This is a genomic window from Acinetobacter sp. YH12136, assembly GCF_013418545.1.
GTDB lineage: Bacteria > Pseudomonadota > Gammaproteobacteria > Pseudomonadales > Moraxellaceae > Acinetobacter > Acinetobacter towneri.
In genome coordinates this window covers 134,603-151,362 of record NZ_VPBV01000003.1, presented here as the reverse complement: position 1 = coordinate 151,362, position 16,760 = coordinate 134,603, and the positions used below count along the sequence as shown (strand labels likewise).

At 40.3% G+C, this 16,760-nt stretch carries 16 protein-coding genes; 9 read left to right on the top strand and 7 right to left on the bottom strand.

The window, feature by feature from the left end; translation table 11 throughout:
- The 6 genes from FTU71_RS02740 to htpG form a co-directional block, all read left to right on the top strand.
- A partial coding sequence (locus tag FTU71_RS02740) for a transposase (RefSeq protein WP_026438422.1) occupies nucleotides 1–297 on the top strand: 297 nt, incomplete at its 5' end.
- A 121-nt stretch (nucleotides 298–418) separates the two neighbouring features.
- Nucleotides 419–1,309, top strand: a complete 891-nt coding sequence (locus FTU71_RS02735) for an alpha/beta fold hydrolase (protein WP_180111262.1) — start codon at nucleotides 419–421, stop codon at nucleotides 1,307–1,309.
- A 91-nt stretch (nucleotides 1,310–1,400) separates the two neighbouring features.
- On the top strand, nucleotides 1,401–2,777 hold the full coding sequence (locus tag FTU71_RS02730; RefSeq protein WP_180111260.1) for a Na+/H+ antiporter family protein: 1,377 nt from the start codon (nucleotides 1,401–1,403) through the stop codon (nucleotides 2,775–2,777).
- A 573-nt stretch (nucleotides 2,778–3,350) separates the two neighbouring features.
- Nucleotides 3,351–3,965: an OmpW family protein gene (locus tag FTU71_RS02725; RefSeq protein WP_178865972.1), complete on the top strand. Its 615-nt coding sequence runs from the start codon at nucleotides 3,351–3,353 to the stop codon at nucleotides 3,963–3,965.
- A 172-nt stretch (nucleotides 3,966–4,137) separates the two neighbouring features.
- Nucleotides 4,138–4,482 (top strand): lysozyme inhibitor LprI family protein, encoded by a 345-nt coding sequence (locus FTU71_RS02720; protein ID WP_178865975.1) that lies wholly within the window; start codon nucleotides 4,138–4,140, stop codon nucleotides 4,480–4,482.
- 94 nt (nucleotides 4,483–4,576) lie between these two features.
- Nucleotides 4,577–6,493: a molecular chaperone HtpG gene (gene htpG / locus FTU71_RS02715; protein ID WP_180060567.1), complete on the top strand. Its 1,917-nt coding sequence runs from the start codon at nucleotides 4,577–4,579 to the stop codon at nucleotides 6,491–6,493.
- Between the two features lie 140 nt (nucleotides 6,494–6,633).
- On the opposite strand, the gene FTU71_RS02710 is transcribed toward htpG, so the two are convergent.
- The 4 genes from FTU71_RS02710 to FTU71_RS02695 form a co-directional block, all read right to left on the bottom strand.
- Nucleotides 6,634–7,779: a hypothetical protein gene (locus tag FTU71_RS02710; protein WP_096902322.1), complete on the bottom strand. Its 1,146-nt coding sequence runs from the start codon at nucleotides 7,777–7,779 to the stop codon at nucleotides 6,634–6,636.
- Nucleotides 7,780–7,873: 94 nt separating this feature from the next.
- Complete coding sequence (locus FTU71_RS02705; RefSeq protein ID WP_180111258.1) at nucleotides 7,874–9,370, bottom strand: hypothetical protein; 1,497 nt, start codon at nucleotides 9,368–9,370, stop codon at nucleotides 7,874–7,876.
- Nucleotides 9,371–9,380: 10 nt separating this feature from the next.
- On the bottom strand, nucleotides 9,381–9,560 hold the full coding sequence (locus tag FTU71_RS02700) for a hypothetical protein (RefSeq protein WP_180111256.1): 180 nt from the start codon (nucleotides 9,558–9,560) through the stop codon (nucleotides 9,381–9,383).
- A 327-nt stretch (nucleotides 9,561–9,887) separates the two neighbouring features.
- Nucleotides 9,888–10,052 (bottom strand): hypothetical protein, encoded by a 165-nt coding sequence (locus FTU71_RS02695; RefSeq protein WP_019836107.1) that lies wholly within the window; start codon nucleotides 10,050–10,052, stop codon nucleotides 9,888–9,890.
- 374 nt (nucleotides 10,053–10,426) lie between these two features.
- On the opposite strand from FTU71_RS02695, the gene FTU71_RS02690 reads away from it, so the two are divergent.
- On the top strand, nucleotides 10,427–10,627 hold the full coding sequence (locus tag FTU71_RS02690; protein ID WP_004975809.1) for a dodecin family protein: 201 nt from the start codon (nucleotides 10,427–10,429) through the stop codon (nucleotides 10,625–10,627).
- A 172-nt stretch (nucleotides 10,628–10,799) separates the two neighbouring features.
- Here the strand turns inward: FTU71_RS02690 and FTU71_RS02685 are convergent, their stop codons facing one another.
- On the bottom strand, nucleotides 10,800–11,501 hold the full coding sequence (locus tag FTU71_RS02685) for a DsbA family protein (RefSeq protein ID WP_004975810.1): 702 nt from the start codon (nucleotides 11,499–11,501) through the stop codon (nucleotides 10,800–10,802).
- A 253-nt stretch (nucleotides 11,502–11,754) separates the two neighbouring features.
- On the opposite strand from FTU71_RS02685, the gene FTU71_RS02680 reads away from it, so the two are divergent.
- Together FTU71_RS02680 and FTU71_RS02675 are read left to right on the top strand one after the other, a co-directional pair.
- Complete coding sequence (locus FTU71_RS02680; protein WP_180111253.1) at nucleotides 11,755–12,504, top strand: hypothetical protein; 750 nt, start codon at nucleotides 11,755–11,757, stop codon at nucleotides 12,502–12,504.
- 108 nt (nucleotides 12,505–12,612) lie between these two features.
- Nucleotides 12,613–12,885: a hypothetical protein gene (locus tag FTU71_RS02675; RefSeq protein WP_070155466.1), complete on the top strand. Its 273-nt coding sequence runs from the start codon at nucleotides 12,613–12,615 to the stop codon at nucleotides 12,883–12,885.
- 145 nt (nucleotides 12,886–13,030) lie between these two features.
- Here FTU71_RS02675 and fadA read toward each other — a convergent pair whose 3' ends face one another.
- Nucleotides 13,031–14,203: an acetyl-CoA C-acyltransferase FadA gene (fadA, locus tag FTU71_RS02670; RefSeq protein ID WP_004975824.1), complete on the bottom strand. Its 1,173-nt coding sequence runs from the start codon at nucleotides 14,201–14,203 to the stop codon at nucleotides 13,031–13,033.
- Nucleotides 14,204–14,215: 12 nt separating this feature from the next.
- Entirely contained in the window at nucleotides 14,216–16,369 is a 2,154-nt protein-coding gene (gene fadB / locus FTU71_RS02665; RefSeq protein ID WP_180111251.1) for a fatty acid oxidation complex subunit alpha FadB, read from the bottom strand.
- Nucleotides 16,370–16,760: the final 391 nt, after the last annotated feature.

Genomic DNA, 16,760 nt, shown 5'->3' with positions numbered 1-16,760 from the left:
TACATTAGCCAACCATTGAAAGAAACACTTAAAGAGCAAGGCATTGATTTAATTACTTATCCAAGAAAAAATATGAGAGTGACCTTATTGCCATTTTCTGATGAATTTCATCTACGACAACGTAAAAGAATTGAAACATTGATAGGATTATTGAAAGAAAAATATCACTTAGTTACGAGTAAACATCGTTCGATTGCTGGTTTTTTAGCAGGCGTATTTTCTTCACTATGTGCGTATCAACTTTGCCAAAAGAATAAGCCTAAAATTCATGTGATTAAATCTTTGGCTTATCCGTAACTGGGGTTAACTATATCTTTCAAGTCTGGATGCCTTATATTAGTCTAAAATTTAGGCATCAATATGGCATGTTTTGTTATGCTGAGTGCAACAAAGGTGAATAAAAATAAAAAAGATGTATATGCAAGCGCAAACGCAATGGGTTGAAACCTCTGATCGTCAACAGCTTTATGTCAAAACTTGGGGTGAAAAAACAGCACCTGCATTGATTTTGCTGCATGGCTATCCAGATAACCAAGTAGTCTGGAAACGCGTGATTGCCGTGTTGGTACAAGATTTTTATGTGGTGAGTTACGATGTACGTGGTGCGGGACAATCCTCCATTCCCAAATCCATTCGTGCCTATAGCTTGGCTCAATTGGCTGCAGATTTAATGGCTGTTGCTAATGCCGTTTTGGGGCAGCGTGCATTTCACTTGGCAGCTCATGACTGGGGTTCAATTCAGTCTTGGGAAGCTGTAACTGATCCAGATTTAAAAGGACGAATTTTATCTTACAGTACTATTTCAGGCCCATGTTTGGATCATGCAGCGTTTTGGATGCGTAAGCAGTTTTCTGAAAATAAAATTAAATTTTTCAAACAAATGCGTAAATCTTGGTATATTGCCGCCTTTCAACTTCCTGCACTTGCACCTACAGTTTGGCAGTTCTTTCAACCTGAACAATGGCGTCAGGTGGTGATACGTTTAGAACGTGATCAAGATATTCCGGTCAATCCTAATATCCGTAAAGATGGGCGATATGGCGTCAATTTATATCGCGCTAATTTTATGCCACGTTTATTGAAGCCGCGGCAGCGTTACGCAATTTGCCCTGTGCAGGCTATTGTCTTGAAATATGATCAATTTGTAGGTGCTGAATTGATTGATGAAATGTCGCATTGGGTAGATGATTTTCAACGTGTGGAGTTGGCTGCTAATCACTGGGCGATTCTTAGTCAGCCGCAAGCGGTTGCTACTGCCATCCGTGATTTTGCTTTAGGTCATGCAAATTCACATGCTGCAGCAATTTAAATCAGAAACGCTTGTCGGAGTTGAATGTTTGGTCAACTCCAATCTGCATAATCTCTGATAAAATAGCTTCTTTTTTGAATTTTCATCTCTTATGTTCGCAATTCTTGCTGCCATTGCAATCATGTTCGGATTGTCGTTGGCTCGTGTGCCTGTGGTTTTTGCCTTGGTTATTGGTGCAGTCTCAGGTGGTTTACTGGCTGGTTTAGGCTTACAAGGCACTTTAGATGCGTTTAATAATGGTTTAGGTGGTGGCGCTAAAATTGCTCTTGCTTACGGTATTTTAGGTGCATTTGCTTTGGCTTTGGCACGTTCAGGTTTGCCAGACTTATTGGCGTATAAGCTGATTCGCACTTTAACAGGTAGCAGTAATACTAAGGTACAAAACCGCGTTAAATATCTGATTTATTTTACTGTGGCTTTGGCAGCGGTCTTCTCACAAAACTTAATCCCTGTACATATTGCATTTATTCCTGTATTGATTCCACCTTTATTAAGTGTTTTCAATCATTTAAACCTAGACCGTCGTGCAGTGGCTTGTTTGCTGACTTTTGGTTTGGTTGCCACCTATATGTTTGTTCCTGTCGGTTTCGGTGCAATTTTCCTGAATGATATTTTGGCGCACAATATCAACACCTTTGGTGCTCCGTATGGTTTTTCCATTCAAAATGAAGATATTCCTGCTGCCATGTTTATTCCTGTGTTTGGGATGTTTATTGGGCTATTGATCGCGTTATTTGTAAGTTATCGAAAGCCACGACACTATCTAGATGTGCAGGTAGCACGTACTCAAAGCATTTCGAGTGAACTCAATGCAGACACAACAGGGTCAAGCTTACAAGCACCACAAATTGCTAAATTTACGCTGTGGATGGCAGTCTTTGCGATTATTGCAACCTTAGCAGTGCAATTGTATTCAGATTCGATGATTCTGGCAGGTTTGGTGGGTGTTGCCATTTTAAGTTGTGCAGGAATTTTCAAATGGAAAGAAGCGGATGATGTGATTATTACCGGTATGCGGATGATGGCACTCATCGGCTTTATTATGATTGCTGCACAAGGTTTCGCTTCAGTGATTGAAGCGACTAATCAAGTGCCTGCTTTGGTAGAAGCGTCGGTGGAATGGATTGGCAATAGCAAAGCTTTGGCTGCATTTTTAATGTTATTGATTGGTTTGTTAATCACCTTGGGGATTGGCTCATCTTTCTCTACCGTGCCTATTTTAGCGATTATTTATGTGCCTTTATGTTTGCAGTTCGGTTTTAGCCCTGCAGCAACCATTGCGATTATTGGTACAGCAGCAGCCTTAGGAGATGCGGGTTCTCCAGCATCGGATTCAACCTTGGGGCCAACTTCGGGTTTAAATATGGATGGGCAGCACGACCACATGAAAGACAGTGTGGTACCGACTTTTATTCACTTTAATATTCCACTGATTATTTTTGGCTGGATTGCAGCGATGGTGCTGTAAATCATCACCAAAATTTGTAAGCACACGTGTTCAGAATAGGTTGGGCACGTTGCAGCATCGTGCTAAAACGACAAGAAGAATCTTTCTCAAATTCATCCTTGCATCTGCCGATTGAATCTCAATACACGATTTAAAATCTTCAAACAGAATGATTCATTTTCGTTGTAATTAACTTCTAATATTAGAATGAAGATGATTTTAATTCTCTTTATTTAATTTAAATAATTTTTATTGGTTTTTTGTTTTTTGAAAATATAAAACCTGAGTGAATTAATCAATTTAAAATAAATTTGTTTTAATTTTTAAACAAATGTAAGATGTATTTTAAATAAATCTTTTGATGTATTTTTTAAATAAAATTGAGTAATATAGTCGGGAAATAATAATATAAACTTTATTAATTAACTCGGGTTTTAAAACCAAGTAATTTGGTCTATTTAAAATAAATTTATATAATAATGAATAGTTTATAAAGTATTTGAAATATTATGTTTAATATGTGTTGCATATTAATAGTGGTCGTGTTTAATATTAATTAAGCGTTAAGATTTTTATTCTAAAGGTGGTTTTGAAATGTTAAAGCAAGTTGCTCTAATTGCATTAATGGGAATGTCTGCTTCTGCTATGGCAGGTCAATGGCAAGTTAAAGTTGGTGGTTCTGTAATTTCTCCAACACAAGATGCAACAGTAATTCCTGGTGTTGTTGCTGAAGCTGATCATGAATATGCATTTACCCCATCAGTAGAATATTTCTTTAATGATAATATCTCTGCAGAATTATTGTTGGCTACGCCAATTAGTCATGATGTAGGCGTATTTGCTGGTGGTGCTGAAATTGCTAATGCTAAAGTTAAACACTTACCACCTACATTGACAGCAAAATATCACTTTAAAAATTCAACTCGTTTTACACCATACATCGGTGTCGGTGGTACCGCATTTATCGCATGGGATGAAGAAGGCGTTGCTAAAGATGTAAAAGAAGACTTTGGTTTTGCAGGTCAAATTGGTTTTAACTTCCAGCCAGCTGATGCGAAAAACTGGGGTGTGTTCTTTGATGCACGTTATGCACAATTGAGTCCTGAAGTTACGTTAACTGATGATACTGCTGCAGCATTAGGAATTAAAAAGTTTGATCTAGACATCGATCCAATGGTGTACACCATCGGTTATAGCTACAAATTTTAATTATAAAAAGTAGCTCTTTATAATAATAAAAATCAGCGCAACCCCATCTTTATGATGGGGTTTTTTATTGCAAAAAATAACAAATGTATCGAATGAAAAAATTGAGTGCATGTGCCATGTTCATTTACAGTCTGAAAGATAAAGTAAAGAACGATAAAGAAGGAATTAATTCATGTTGATAAAATACGGTTGGCCTATATGTGTTGGTTTAATGCTGAGTGTCGCGGGGCATGCGGCGAGTTTTTCTTGTGAGAAAGCCAGAACACCAACAGAACATGCCATTTGTGAACATCGTGCGGTCAATGATGCCGATGTGAAAATGGCCACCACCTATCGTATCGTCAGCCGTTTGGTCGCTATGGGGACGCGCTCACAAATTCGTGATGAACAATTTCGCTGGTTAGAGTTGCGTGATCGTTGTGGCGCTTCCGTCGATTGTTTAACCCAAGTGTATAATTTGCGTCAGCAGAAATTGGAGGATCATTTAAATCAGGTTTATCAACGTGCACCTTTTTAAATTTTTCTAGGTTTAGGCTTGAAAAATCAGGCAATCACTCCAATTCATTAACACATCCAACAATAACCATGTTTATGAATTTAAGGAGTGATGAATGAGCGAGCAAAGCCAAAAACACAGTTTCCAAGCCGAAGTGGCGCAGTTATTACATTTGGTGACCCATTCTCTTTATTCCAACCCTGAAATTTTCTTGCGTGAACTGATTTCTAACGCATCAGATGCCTGCGACAAATTACGTTTTGAGGGTATCAATCATCCTGAATATTATGAAAATGATCCTGATTTACGTGTGCGTATTCGTTTAGATCAAGATCAAAAAACCATAACCATTTCAGATAACGGCATTGGTTTAAGCCAACAGGAAGCGATTGAACATTTGGGTACCATTGCCAAATCGGGCACCAAAGATTTTATGTCGAAATTGACAGGCGATCAAAAAGCCGATGCGCAATTGATTGGTCAATTTGGTGTGGGTTTTTATTCAGGTTTTATCGTGGCGGATAAAATTACTGTGGAATCACGCCGTGCAGGATTGGCTGCAGATGAAGCCGTGCGTTGGAGCAGCACGGGTACTGGCGAGTTTGATGTTGAGCAAATTCACAAAGCAGAACGGGGTACCGATATTATTCTGCACTTGCGTGAAGATGCACTGGATTATTTAGAAAGCTACAAAGTTAAGCAGATCATCAATAAATACTCTGATCACATCAGTTTGCCAATTCAAATGCAGAAAGAAGTATGGCAGCAAGAAGAAGCAGCTGAAGGTGAAACGCCGAAAGCAGGTCAGTATGTGAAAACTGATGAATGGGAAGCAATTAACTCGGCCAGTGCTTTGTGGACGCGCAATAAAAACGAAATTAGTGAAGAACAGTACATCGAATTTTATAAAAACCTCAGTCATGATTTTGACGCACCATTGGCATGGGCGCATAACCGCGTTGAAGGCAGTACTGAATACACCCAGTTGTTGTATGTGCCAAGTAAAGCACCGCACAACATTTTTACTCGTGAAGCCAAAGCGGGGATTAAATTGTATGTGAAGCGCGTATTTATTATGGATGAGGCAGAGAACCTGATCCCGAACTATCTACGTTTTGTACAAGGTGTGGTGGACAGCGCCGATTTGCCATTGAACGTGAGCCGTGAGTTATTGCAAGAAAGCCGTGATGTGAAAACCATCCGCGAAGGCAATACCCGTCGTGTGTTGACCATGTTGGACAATTTAGCCAAGTCTGAAGATGAAAAAGACCAAGAAAAATTTAAGCAATTCTATCAAGAATTTGGTTCAGTTTTAAAAGAAGGCTTAGGCGAAGACTTTGGCAACCGTGAACGTATCCTGAAATTATTACGCTATGCCACTTCAAGCAATGATGACATCAGTACCTCATTGGCGGACTATAAAGCGCGAATGAAAGAAGGTCAGAAAGCGATTTACTACGTTACGGCAGACAACTTGAACGCAGCAAAGCATTCTCCACAGTTGGAGTTGTTTAAGAAAAAAGGCATTGAAGTGTTGTTGATGGCAGAACGCGTAGACGAGTGGGCGATGAACTTTGTGCAGGAGTTTGATGGCACGCCAATGCAAAACGTATCTAAAGGTGCGGTTGATTTAGGCGATCTACAAGATGCTGAAGAGAAGAAAGCTTTAGACGCGGCTGCAGAACAATTTAAACCTGTGGTTGAGCAATTGTCTGCATCTTTAAGCGGTAAAACCAAAGAAGTGCGTGTGACTACACGTTTGGTTGATTCCCCTGCTTGTTTGGTAACAGGTGAAGGTGAACTGTCACCACAATTGATTCGTATGTTGAAGGATGCAGGGCAAGCTGTACCTGATATGAAGCCAATTTTGGAAATCAACCCAGAGCATCCTTTGGTGAAAAAATTACAGGACTCCAATCAATTTGATGATTTGGCGCATGTGATTTTTGATCAGGCTGTGATTGCTGAAGGTGGCTTGCCTGAAGACCCAGCGGAATATGTGAAACGTATTAATAGCTTACTGTTAAAGTAAGTCTGCTTTCGCATGAACATGATCGATGATGCGTTGTACAAATAATGCATCGTCATCTTGCAAGATCATCTTGCAAAAAAACCAAGTCCTGTTCGCAAGACTTGGTTTTTTAATTTGGCTTGATTGTAGATGTTACCTGTTTAGAAAATGGCTTCTAAACGCACTAAAGCACCGAGATAATGATTACGATCTGCGCGATCATCATTTAAATAATTGACATCGCCCTGAATAAAGAACCATTCACGTAAAAATGGTTGACGCCAGGAGACAAATGGCCCCCAACGATTTAAACGTAAGTCATCATCGTGATAATAACCGCCTGTATAAATACCATAGTTAAAGCGGTTGCCTGCAAAGAATTGATGTTGTCTAAAGGTGTAGTTGTCCCAAACCAAATCATCATCTTGTTCATCGGCATAGGTCAGGCTAAATTGATTAGACAAGAAAGCCTGATTAGGTCGGGCGTGCGTGAGCTCCAAGTTAGTTCTGAGATAATTTTCACTGTCGATGCCATAACGGTAAATTTGTTCGGCATGAAAAGAGAAATCATTTTCCAAAGTCCAGTCTTTAGAGGCTTTTAAACGCAGATAAATATCATCGCCAGAACGTACCCCTAAATCGACATCTGTTTCAAAAGGCAGGCGATCGGCAAAGTTTGACCAACGTAATGCCAAAGAACTGTTGTCTTCACGGCTACGTTTGCTGTCTACGGTTTTGTCTGCGTCATGCGCTGGGTTTTCGTTGGTAATGGCAATGTTATTTTGCAATTCGTTATCGAGCGAGTCATCACCAAATACCACACTGAGTTTATTTTCAAGCGCAGGTAGTTTGATTTTGCCACGAATACGAGGTTTGACTTCATATTCATTATGCTTATCCCAACTGCTATCGACCAAAACCCGCAAAGTGGCTGAGGCAGGCTGTTCAGGACTTGGTTCACCAAACCAGTTATCCAGTTTATGTGCTGTTTTATCTGCCCAATTGCGAATATTTTTTTGACGTTGATCGAACCAAGTTAAATGTTCCGTTTCTGCGGTGGGAGGTACAATGGATTCATTGGATTGTTCGGGTAACACCGTCGGTGTGGCATCAATCCAACGTGGAATCGTGTAATAAAAACCGTTTTTATCTGCTGCACTTGGCGGAGCGACAGGCAATTCATAAGGTGGCAGTGGCGTATGGGCTTGATCCACTGCTTGAGTTGATTCTTGTGCAAAAGTGGTGCCTGCGACCCCACTTAAGAGACAGCTTAATATAAAAGGCGATGTGTGCTTTATTCTTGACATTATTTACTGATCTTTAAGCCATTTTTGTTAGTGTTGAAAATCTATGAGATAAAAGCAAGACTTGGCTACAAAATCATAATATAAACGGCAGTTTTTAGGCAGAAACCTCTTTTTCTTGATACATTTGAAGTGCTTGGCATAACTGCAAAGCATCAATCGGTTGCTGTAATTGGGAGATGACTTTTTGAATCATTTGCCAACTAATACCTTGTTGTCGATCTAATAAAATGTGCGGTACAGCTTGTTCAGTACGGGACAGTTGTAAGCGCTTTTGACCATGAATCACACGAATTTTTTGTCGTTCTTTCAGTAAAATCAAAGGGGTATGACTCTGTGCTTCACTTTCTTCAAACTGAATAAACTTAGTAGTTTGAATGTGCTGTATTGGAATGAAAGGAAAATAATGCTCTTGCTGCCACACGATTTGAGCATCATGACTATAGCATTGAAAAAGCTGATCGAAATCAAATAAATGTTCTTGTAATTTTTCCCAAGAAATTTCACGTATTGCTGCAATTTCATGTTCAAACTGTTGGCAAAAGTTTTGAGTCAAACGAATCGCTTGCATTTGATCTAATGCGCCAAGCAGTACCACATATTTAATAAAGCGTCCTTGCGTATTGGTTTGTTCTGCCAAATATACCGCACGCGCCAACACCTGTTGCTGATCTTCTTCGGGATCAGACAAATGCACCAATACATCGGCATATTGCGTGACTTCTGGCGCTTCAGGCAAAAAGACCCGATACAACTGTGCTGACTCATTTTGGCTAAGATTGAGCGCAGAAATGGGGCAACTATATTGGCTTAACAATAGATTATAAGCTGGGTTGACGCTTGGTTTTTGCGTGCCAGCCGTCATCTGGGCAGTATCTATTGTCGTTGCATCAGGCTGAGTTGTATTCAGTATTGCGTTGGAAATGATCGTTTGGTCTGCTGTCGGTTCAATTGTAAGTTCATCTTTAGCCACGTCCACAACTTGAGTATCAGACGAGGCAACTTCTTCTGTAGCGATGTGGTCTGTAATGAATTCAAATTGAATTGGCGAATCTACAGCTTTATTTTCTTCCAAGTCTGCAGTGACAAAGACTGGCTGAGTTTGCGCAGCTTCTAGAACTGCAGCTTGTTTCAGTTCTGCATCGGTTTGAAGGCAGTGATATTGTTGCTGCTGTTCCAACATCCAGCGATAGACCTGCTCTAAATCTTGAAATTCGCTTAGCAGAGCAGTGCGGTCTGCAGCAGGAATTAACCAAATTTGCCAACCTGCTCTCGGTTGATACAAAATCGCCCAACCTGCTTCAGGCTGTTGATAAAGTGCTGTTTCAAGTGCTTCAAGTTGTGTAAATACGCCACGAAAAGATTGTGCATATAAACTTTGTTCTGCAAAAGTTACCGCAGTTTGAATTGGATTTTGTGAGGCTTTAAATGTGAGCAACTGTTTTTGAAAAATCGGTTTATCGCACAGCATAAAAATTTCTTTAATGCGTGCTTTGGCTTTGGCTGTTTCATACAGACTGAGTCTTTTATGCGTTAAAGCATCAATTAAGTCGCGTAATTCTTTAATCAACAGTGATTTTTCTAGTGTATTCATTGATGCATACTTAAATATGTTGTTGTGCTTTTTCCAAATAATCTGCCAAGACAATATTCAGAGCCAAATCAATCAATTTATATTCTGCCGATTGTGGTTGAGGATAGCGTTTGGCTAATTCGATTAAATGGCTGACCTCAATCGCTTGAGGTGGAATTTTTCTTTGTATAAGTGCTTGAAGTTGTTGCATAGGCATCTGCTATAGCAATGAAAAAAAATCACTTTAATTATATGGATTTAATTAAAAAATACATGCTAAAAATTGTCAGCTTTTGTGCTTTTTTAGACATTGTTGACAAAAAATGCGCTTTTTATATGAAAAATAATCAAAAAAATTTAAATCGCAGTGCCAAAAAAGTATTAGCAATTGGGTAGAACACAGTTTTTAGATGTTGCATGGACGATTTAAAGCAAATTTAGCATTAGAAAAACAAACAGCAGTCTGCTTTAGACTGCTGTTTGGGGAGAGAAATGGGAGAGATTAATACAGCTAAAATTAGTGGATAAAACGCGTAACTTAAGCTGCCTTTTGCGAAGTTGGTTCATTTACAACAGCTTCAGATGCAGCCGATTCTGTATTCACTTTTTGAGTTGGAAAATCAGGTACATGCACAATTTGAGCAGATACATTTGCAGCAATTGCTAAAAGTGAAACCATCAAAACAGATTTAAACATATTCATGGGAATATCCATCCAAAGTGTTAATGTCTAGGCAGAAGAATAGACATCGTAGGGAGATCAAACGAAATAAAAAATTCACATGAATCATAACAAAGTTTAAAATTTACAAAATGATCATTTCGGCAATTATTTTAAAAATAGCAATATAAAACAATATATTAGAGTTTTAGCTCTAGTTTTTTGTGTAGGCTTAAATGGTTGAGATGTCTGCAAAATTTGTATTTAGATAAGTCTGAAATGCGGGTGAATGGTGACAGTTTTTGACAGTGTGAAATCATGTAATGTTTTGGCTGTGATTGGTTAAACAGTCTAAAAATGCGGTTTTTTTAATCTATGATGGAATTCCAATAACGATAAAGGACAGTGAGAAAATTATGGCAATTGCAAAAGTAGTTGAAGTTAATTCAAGCAGTACAAAAAGTTTTGAAGACGCGATTCAGACTGGAATCGCTAAAGTGACAGAAACAATTAAAAATGTCCAAGGGGCGTGGATTAACGAACAAAAAGTGGTGGTTAAAGACAATCAAATCACGGAGTATCGGGTCAATTTAAAAATCAGCTTCTTGGTTGAATAACACCTCGCTTCATTAACGAAGCATAGTAAGATGACAACTAACCGAAGCATGGTTGCGGGGCAAAGCTGGAACTTTGACCCATTTTAAAAGCACAAAAAAATCCCGTAATGGGATTTTTTTGTGCGTCTAATCAGCCGGAAGAACACTATTCAGCCTTGTCTGTATTTCAATCTTAAGCTTTAGGTTCAGATACATCGCATTGTTCTGCATCGCAGCTTGCTGCATCTTCAAGCTCTAGCTCGCTTGCTGTTTCAAGGGCTTTTTGCAGAACTTGCACAAAAACTTCGCGTGGCTGCGCACCTGCTAAAGCAATACGCTGATCAAATACGAAGAACGGTACGCCAGTGACGTTTAATTGTTCACGTGCAACTTCTTGGTCAAATTTTACAAAGTCGGCATATTCGTCAGAATCCAAAACATCATCCACTTCTACAGGGTTCAGCCCAATACGTGATGCAACATCTTCTAGTGTTTCACGCTCGCCAATTGCCAAACCTTGAGTCATATAGCTATAGAAAAAAGCTTCTTTGGCTTCGCTGCCCAAGCCTTTACTTTGCGCCAAATGCACCAAACGATGGGCATTAAAGGTATTGCCAGAGTTGGCATTTTCCCATTGAAAGTCAATGCCTTCAGCTTTTGCCATTTCGGCAATATTACGCTGCATGTCTTCTACTTCGGCAAGGCTGCGCCCATATTTTTGTGCCAAACGCTCTGAATTGGACACTTCCTGACGCGGTGGCGCATCTGGATCAAGTTCAAAACTGTGCCAATGCACTTCTAATTCTACACCTGCTTCTTCAGCAGCAGCCTCTAAACGTTTTTTGCCGATATAGCAAAACGGGCAAACAATATCTGACCAAATATCAACGCGCATGAACAATCTCAAATTCTGTTTTTTACTAAGATGGGGATGTTACATAAAATTTAAAGCATAAAGCGATGCTAAACTTATTTTTGAGCATCTGATCAAATAGCGTCATGGATACAGAATCATATAAAGGCATAAATGAATTGATTTATTTCACTATATTCTAATGGCTGCATTAGAAAATAAGCATAAAATGCTATACAAATGTGACAGGCTTCACGCTAAGATATTGCAAATACTAAAAAATAAGAGGGCACGCATGCGACGTATAGTGCTAATTATAGGATGTGCAACGCTGCTGATTTTTGGCGGGATGTTTTATCAATATCAACAGCAGCAAAAACAAGTCACTCAATTGCATGCTTATCAAAATGTGATTTATGAAAAAGCCGAACAAATTTTTGTACAGGCACAGGATTGGTCTAAGCCGATTCAAATTGACTTAAAAGATAATCGTTTAGATGGAGACTATCAAATTATGGCGAGTTTTGTCTTGAGTCACATGGTGCAAAGTGCCGAAGCGCGCAATAGCTATTTACGTGAATTAAAAGCCTTGAATTGGGATCAGTTTTTAGATCCTCAACGACTTGCTGCAGATAAAAAACAGGACTATGCCGACACCGAAGCCATGCTGGCACAAGTACGTGCTATGGTGGAGTTGTATCAGGAGCATTTAGAACAGCATGAAGCGATGGCTCTAGAGCAAATAGAGAATCTTGAAATCAATCATAATTTGCGCCGTCATTTAGCAGAATCTTTATTGGAAAGCCGCCATAATGACCAAGGTTACACATTATTTGAATTGGAAAAGAAAAATTTGGGTAAGGCGTATGTGTTGTTTGCAATTTTAAAAAACAACAAATGGGAGCTCAAAAACAATACCTTTATGTTTTATGAAGATGCAGCCTTGAAAGAATTTAATACCGTATATCAAGAGATGGTGCAACTCAATACGCAAATGCAAGAGATCAGTCAGCAGCATCAGCGTGCACTGGAAAGCAAGTTATAAGGCCTAGCAAATCCTTACATCAAATTGTCAAAAGAATGTCATCTATCGTTCAAATCTCTTGCCTAAACTGTAGCTGTTGATTTAATGGCTCAGCTAGGCAGGTCCGATATGAACAACATTCAAGTCTTTGATGATATTCAACAACTGTATTTGCAATTTCTAGAAAATAAGAACTACCCGAAACTCGAAAATTTAAATAATTGGGGCAAGAACCGTTACTTCTTTAATCAGCACTTTCGTTTGGTTGAAGATTGGCATCAGACTGAACAAATTGTGATTGAATTTAATCAGCAATATTACTGCTTGGATACAGGCAGCGCCCCAGATTTTATGGACAAAGAACGCTATATGACCTGGTTGATGGGAGAGTTGTTGGTTTAAGTTATATAGGTGAATCACAACCGATCAGTGATTTACATTTCAAGATAACAATGCAAAAGAATAAAATTTAAAAATCAGAACAGTTCAAAACAACAAAATAAAAAATCCCCGCATGATGCGAGGATTTTTTTCTTACGAAGACTTTTTACACACGCTCAATAATTGTCGCGATACCTTGACCAAGACCGATACACATGGTCGCAAGACCGATTTGGGTATCTTGTTGTTCCATCACGTTCAGCAATGTGGTTGTGATACGCGCACCTGAACAACCCAATGGGTGACCGAGTGCAATTGCACCACCGTTCAAGTTCACACGATCTTGCTGATCATAAATGCCTAAGCCTTTAAGAACAGACAAACCTTGTGCAGCAAACGCTTCGTTCAATTCAAAGGTTTGAATGTCTGCAATTGACAAGCCAGCACGTTTAAGCGCTTTTTGTGTTGCAGGTACAGGACCATAACCCATGATTGCTGCATCACAGCCTGCAACGGCCATAGAGCGAATCACCGCACGTGGTTTCAAACCTAATGCTTGTGCACGTTCAGCAGACATAAGCAACATAGCAGAAGCACCATCAGACAATGCTGAAGATGTCGCCGCAGTTACGGTACCGCCTTTCGGATCAAATACAGGACGTAAAGCTTGGAATGCTTCAAGGTTAGCATCTGGACGAATCACTTCGTCGATGTCGCATAGTTGTTTAAAGCCGTTTGCATCATGACCTTCAATGCCAATGATTTCGTTTTTAAAACGGCCTTCTTGCGTTGCAGCCCATGCACGACGGTGTGATTCCACACCAAAGGCATCTTGCTCTTCACGAGAAATACCGTTCATGCGACCCAACATTTCAGCAGTTAAGCCCATCATGTTTGAGGCTTTGGCATAGTGCTTCGATGCAGCAGGGTTGATGTCGATACCGTGCATCATGCCCACGTGGCCCATGTGCTCTACACCACCAATGATGAAAATATCACCCTGATTGGTTGCAATTTGTGCCGCAGCGGTGTGGATCGCTTGCATTGAAGAACCACACAGACGGTTTACAGTTTGACCCGCTACTGTTTTTGGAAGATCAGCCAATAAAGCAATATTACGACCAATGTTCATACCTTGTTCTAGGGTTTGGTTAACACAGCCCCAGATCACATCTTCAACTTCGTTGACATCAAACTGGTTACGAGCAACTAAAGCACGAACCAATTCAGCCGATAGACTGTCAGCACGTACATTGCGGAACATACCGTTTTTGGTTTTACCCATTGCAGAACGTACGCCATCAACGATGACAACGTCACGTGGATTTAAAGTAGCCATTCACGTTGCTCCTTAACCGTAGAATTTTTTGTTGTTAGCAGCCATGTCACGCAACATTTGTGGCGCTTCATAAGCTTTTCCTAAGTGTGCATACTTGTCGCAAAGCGCAACATATTCAGCAACACCTGTTTGGTCGATGTAACGGCATGGACCACCACGGAATGGAGGGAAACCTACGCCCATAATCATCGCCATATCTGCTTCAGATGGTGTCGCCACGATGTTGTCTTCTAAGCAACGTACAGTTTCGTTACAGAACGCAAGCATCATACGGTCAATGATTTCTTGTGCATCAAATTCGCGTTTTTCAGATGTTGCGACAGATGCTACAAGCTCATACGCAGTTGGGTCGACCACTTTGGCTTTTTTGCCTTTACGATCCAATTCATATTTGTAGAAACCAACGTCATTTTTTTGACCTAGACGTTTGTTTTCGTACATGACTTGGATTGAGCCTTTATAGTCTGGCTTCATACGGTCTGGGAAACCTTCTGCCATGACTTCTGCACCGTGAACGCCCGTGTCGATACCGACAACGTCCATCAGGTAAGCAGGGCCCATTGGCCAGCCGAATTTTTCCATGACTTTGTCAACTTGCTGGAAGTCTGCGCCATCTTTCAGTAATAAGTCGAATGCACCAAAGTAAGGGAACAATACGCGGTTCACCAAGAAGCCTGGGCAGTCGTTCACTACGATTGGCGTTTTACCCATTTTCTGAGCAAGCACTACAGTGGTTGCAATCGCTTCAGGTGAAGTTTTTTCACCACGAATCACTTCCACTAACGGCATCATGTGCACTGGGTTAAAGAAGTGCATGCCGACAAAGTTTTCTGGGCGTTGGAGGTTTTCTGCCAAACGTGTAATCGAAATGGTTGATGTGTTTGACGCGATAATGGTGTTTTCACGTACTGATTTTTCAGTTTCAGCCAACACAATACCTTTGACTTTCGGATTTTCAGTCACGGCTTCAATCACGATATCTACTTCTTTAAACTCGTCATAGCTTAAAGTTGGGCGGATACGTGCCAAAGTTTCACCCATTTTGGCAGGTGTCATTTTTTTACGTTCAACTTGCTTGGTCAGCAATTTGTTTGCTTCAGACATCCCCAATGCCAATTGTGGGTTGCCAATGTCTTTCATGATAATTGGTGTGCCTTTGCTTGCCGCTTGGTAAGCAATACCGCCACCCATGATACCCGCGCCGAGTACAGCCGCTTGGTTAACAGGATGCGCACCTTTTTCATATTTTTTCGAGGTTTTTTTCACCACTTGGTCGTTGATGAACAAGCCAATCAACGCGCCTGCTTGTGGCGTTACTGCAGCTTTGGCAAAGCCTTCAGCTTCTGCTTTGAGTGCATCGTTACGTGGCAAGCTTGCACCTGCTTGTAATGAGTCTAGAAGAAGTTTTGGCGCTGGGTATTGAGCAGGATTTGCTTTTGCAAGAACTGCACCTTTCGCTGTATTGAATGCCATCATTTGTTCAAGCATGTTCAATTTAACAGGATCTAATTTTTCTTGACGTTTTGCTTTCCAGTCTACACGGCCAGCAATCGCTTGTTTTACAAGGTCAATTGCAGCGTCTTGTAGTTTGTCTGCAGCAACAACTGCATCAACAGCACCGTCTTTGAGCGCAGCAGCTGGCTTTTTCGGCGCAGCCATTGCCATCCATTCAACCGCATTGTCGATACCAATCACACGGCTTAAACGAACCGTACCACCAAAGCCTGGGAAAATACCGAGTTTGATTTCTGGTAAGCCCACCTGTGCTTGGTCTGACATGACACGGTAGTCACATACCAAACACATTTCAAAGCCGCCGCCCAATGCCATACCATTGATTGCAGCAACTTTAGGAATTTCTAAATCTTCAAAAGCATTGAAGATGTCGTGAACAGGCAATGCCCAATCCACAATGGCTTGTTCGCCTTGAGCGAAGTTTGCGCCAAATTCGGTGATGTCTGCACCCACGATAAAGGTTGATTTCGCAGAAGTGACGATTAAACCTTTCACTTCATTGTTTGCTTTAACAGCCTCAATCGCAGCTTTAAAGTCTTCAATCGTTGCACGGTTAAATTTGTTGACCGACTCACCTTGTAAGTCAAAGCGGAATTCTGCAATTCCGTCCGAAAGCATTTGGACGGTAATGGCATTGCCAGCGTGGATCATGCCTGATCTCCTTTATTTTGGAGGACTTCTAAGTTGATGTTATGAAGCGTGTGCGATAGTCCTGCACACATATATGCCTCGCTAATCTTACGATAACTATATCGAAAAAAAATATAGCAAGTTGTATCAAGCCGTGACGCAAGGGTCATGATTTTTCTCATAGCTCGGAATTGCTTTTTGACCCGATTTTAAAATCCTATGTTTAAAGAAAGATGAAAGTGATTGTTTTCTCTTTTATTTTTAATCAGGTTGTATTGCATTTTCGATTTAGAAAAGCTTGATAAATAGATGTTATCAGTGGGTTGTTTGGGACAGAAAAGTCAATCCCTTGTTTTGATGATAAGTTTTAAAGCATGAAGTCGATAGGTTTGGACAGCGACTTGCAATGCTG

Bases quoted from the DNA above. Each gene is read 5' to 3' on its own strand.
- FTU71_RS02735 (WP_180111262.1), top strand. From the start codon at position 419: ATGCAAGCGCAAACGCAATGGGTTGAAACCTCTGATCGTCAACAGCTT.
- FTU71_RS02730 (WP_180111260.1), top strand. From the start codon at position 1,401: ATGTTCGCAATTCTTGCTGCCATTGCAATCATGTTCGGATTGTCGTTG.
- FTU71_RS02725 (WP_178865972.1), top strand. From the start codon at position 3,351: ATGTTAAAGCAAGTTGCTCTAATTGCATTAATGGGAATGTCTGCTTCT.
- FTU71_RS02720 (WP_178865975.1), top strand. From the start codon at position 4,138: ATGTTGATAAAATACGGTTGGCCTATATGTGTTGGTTTAATGCTGAGT.
- htpG (WP_180060567.1), top strand. From the start codon at position 4,577: ATGAGCGAGCAAAGCCAAAAACACAGTTTCCAAGCCGAAGTGGCGCAG.
- FTU71_RS02710 (WP_096902322.1), bottom strand. From the start codon at position 7,779: ATGTCAAGAATAAAGCACACATCGCCTTTTATATTAAGCTGTCTCTTA.
- FTU71_RS02705 (WP_180111258.1), bottom strand. From the start codon at position 9,370: ATGAATACACTAGAAAAATCACTGTTGATTAAAGAATTACGCGACTTA.
- FTU71_RS02700 (WP_180111256.1), bottom strand. From the start codon at position 9,560: ATGCAACAACTTCAAGCACTTATACAAAGAAAAATTCCACCTCAAGCG.
- FTU71_RS02695 (WP_019836107.1), bottom strand. From the start codon at position 10,052: ATGAATATGTTTAAATCTGTTTTGATGGTTTCACTTTTAGCAATTGCT.
- FTU71_RS02690 (WP_004975809.1), top strand. From the start codon at position 10,427: ATGGCAATTGCAAAAGTAGTTGAAGTTAATTCAAGCAGTACAAAAAGT.
- FTU71_RS02685 (WP_004975810.1), bottom strand. From the start codon at position 11,501: ATGCGCGTTGATATTTGGTCAGATATTGTTTGCCCGTTTTGCTATATC.
- FTU71_RS02680 (WP_180111253.1), top strand. From the start codon at position 11,755: ATGCGACGTATAGTGCTAATTATAGGATGTGCAACGCTGCTGATTTTT.
- FTU71_RS02675 (WP_070155466.1), top strand. From the start codon at position 12,613: ATGAACAACATTCAAGTCTTTGATGATATTCAACAACTGTATTTGCAA.
- fadA (WP_004975824.1), bottom strand. From the start codon at position 14,203: ATGGCTACTTTAAATCCACGTGACGTTGTCATCGTTGATGGCGTACGT.
- fadB (WP_180111251.1), bottom strand. From the start codon at position 16,369: ATGATCCACGCTGGCAATGCCATTACCGTCCAAATGCTTTCGGACGGA.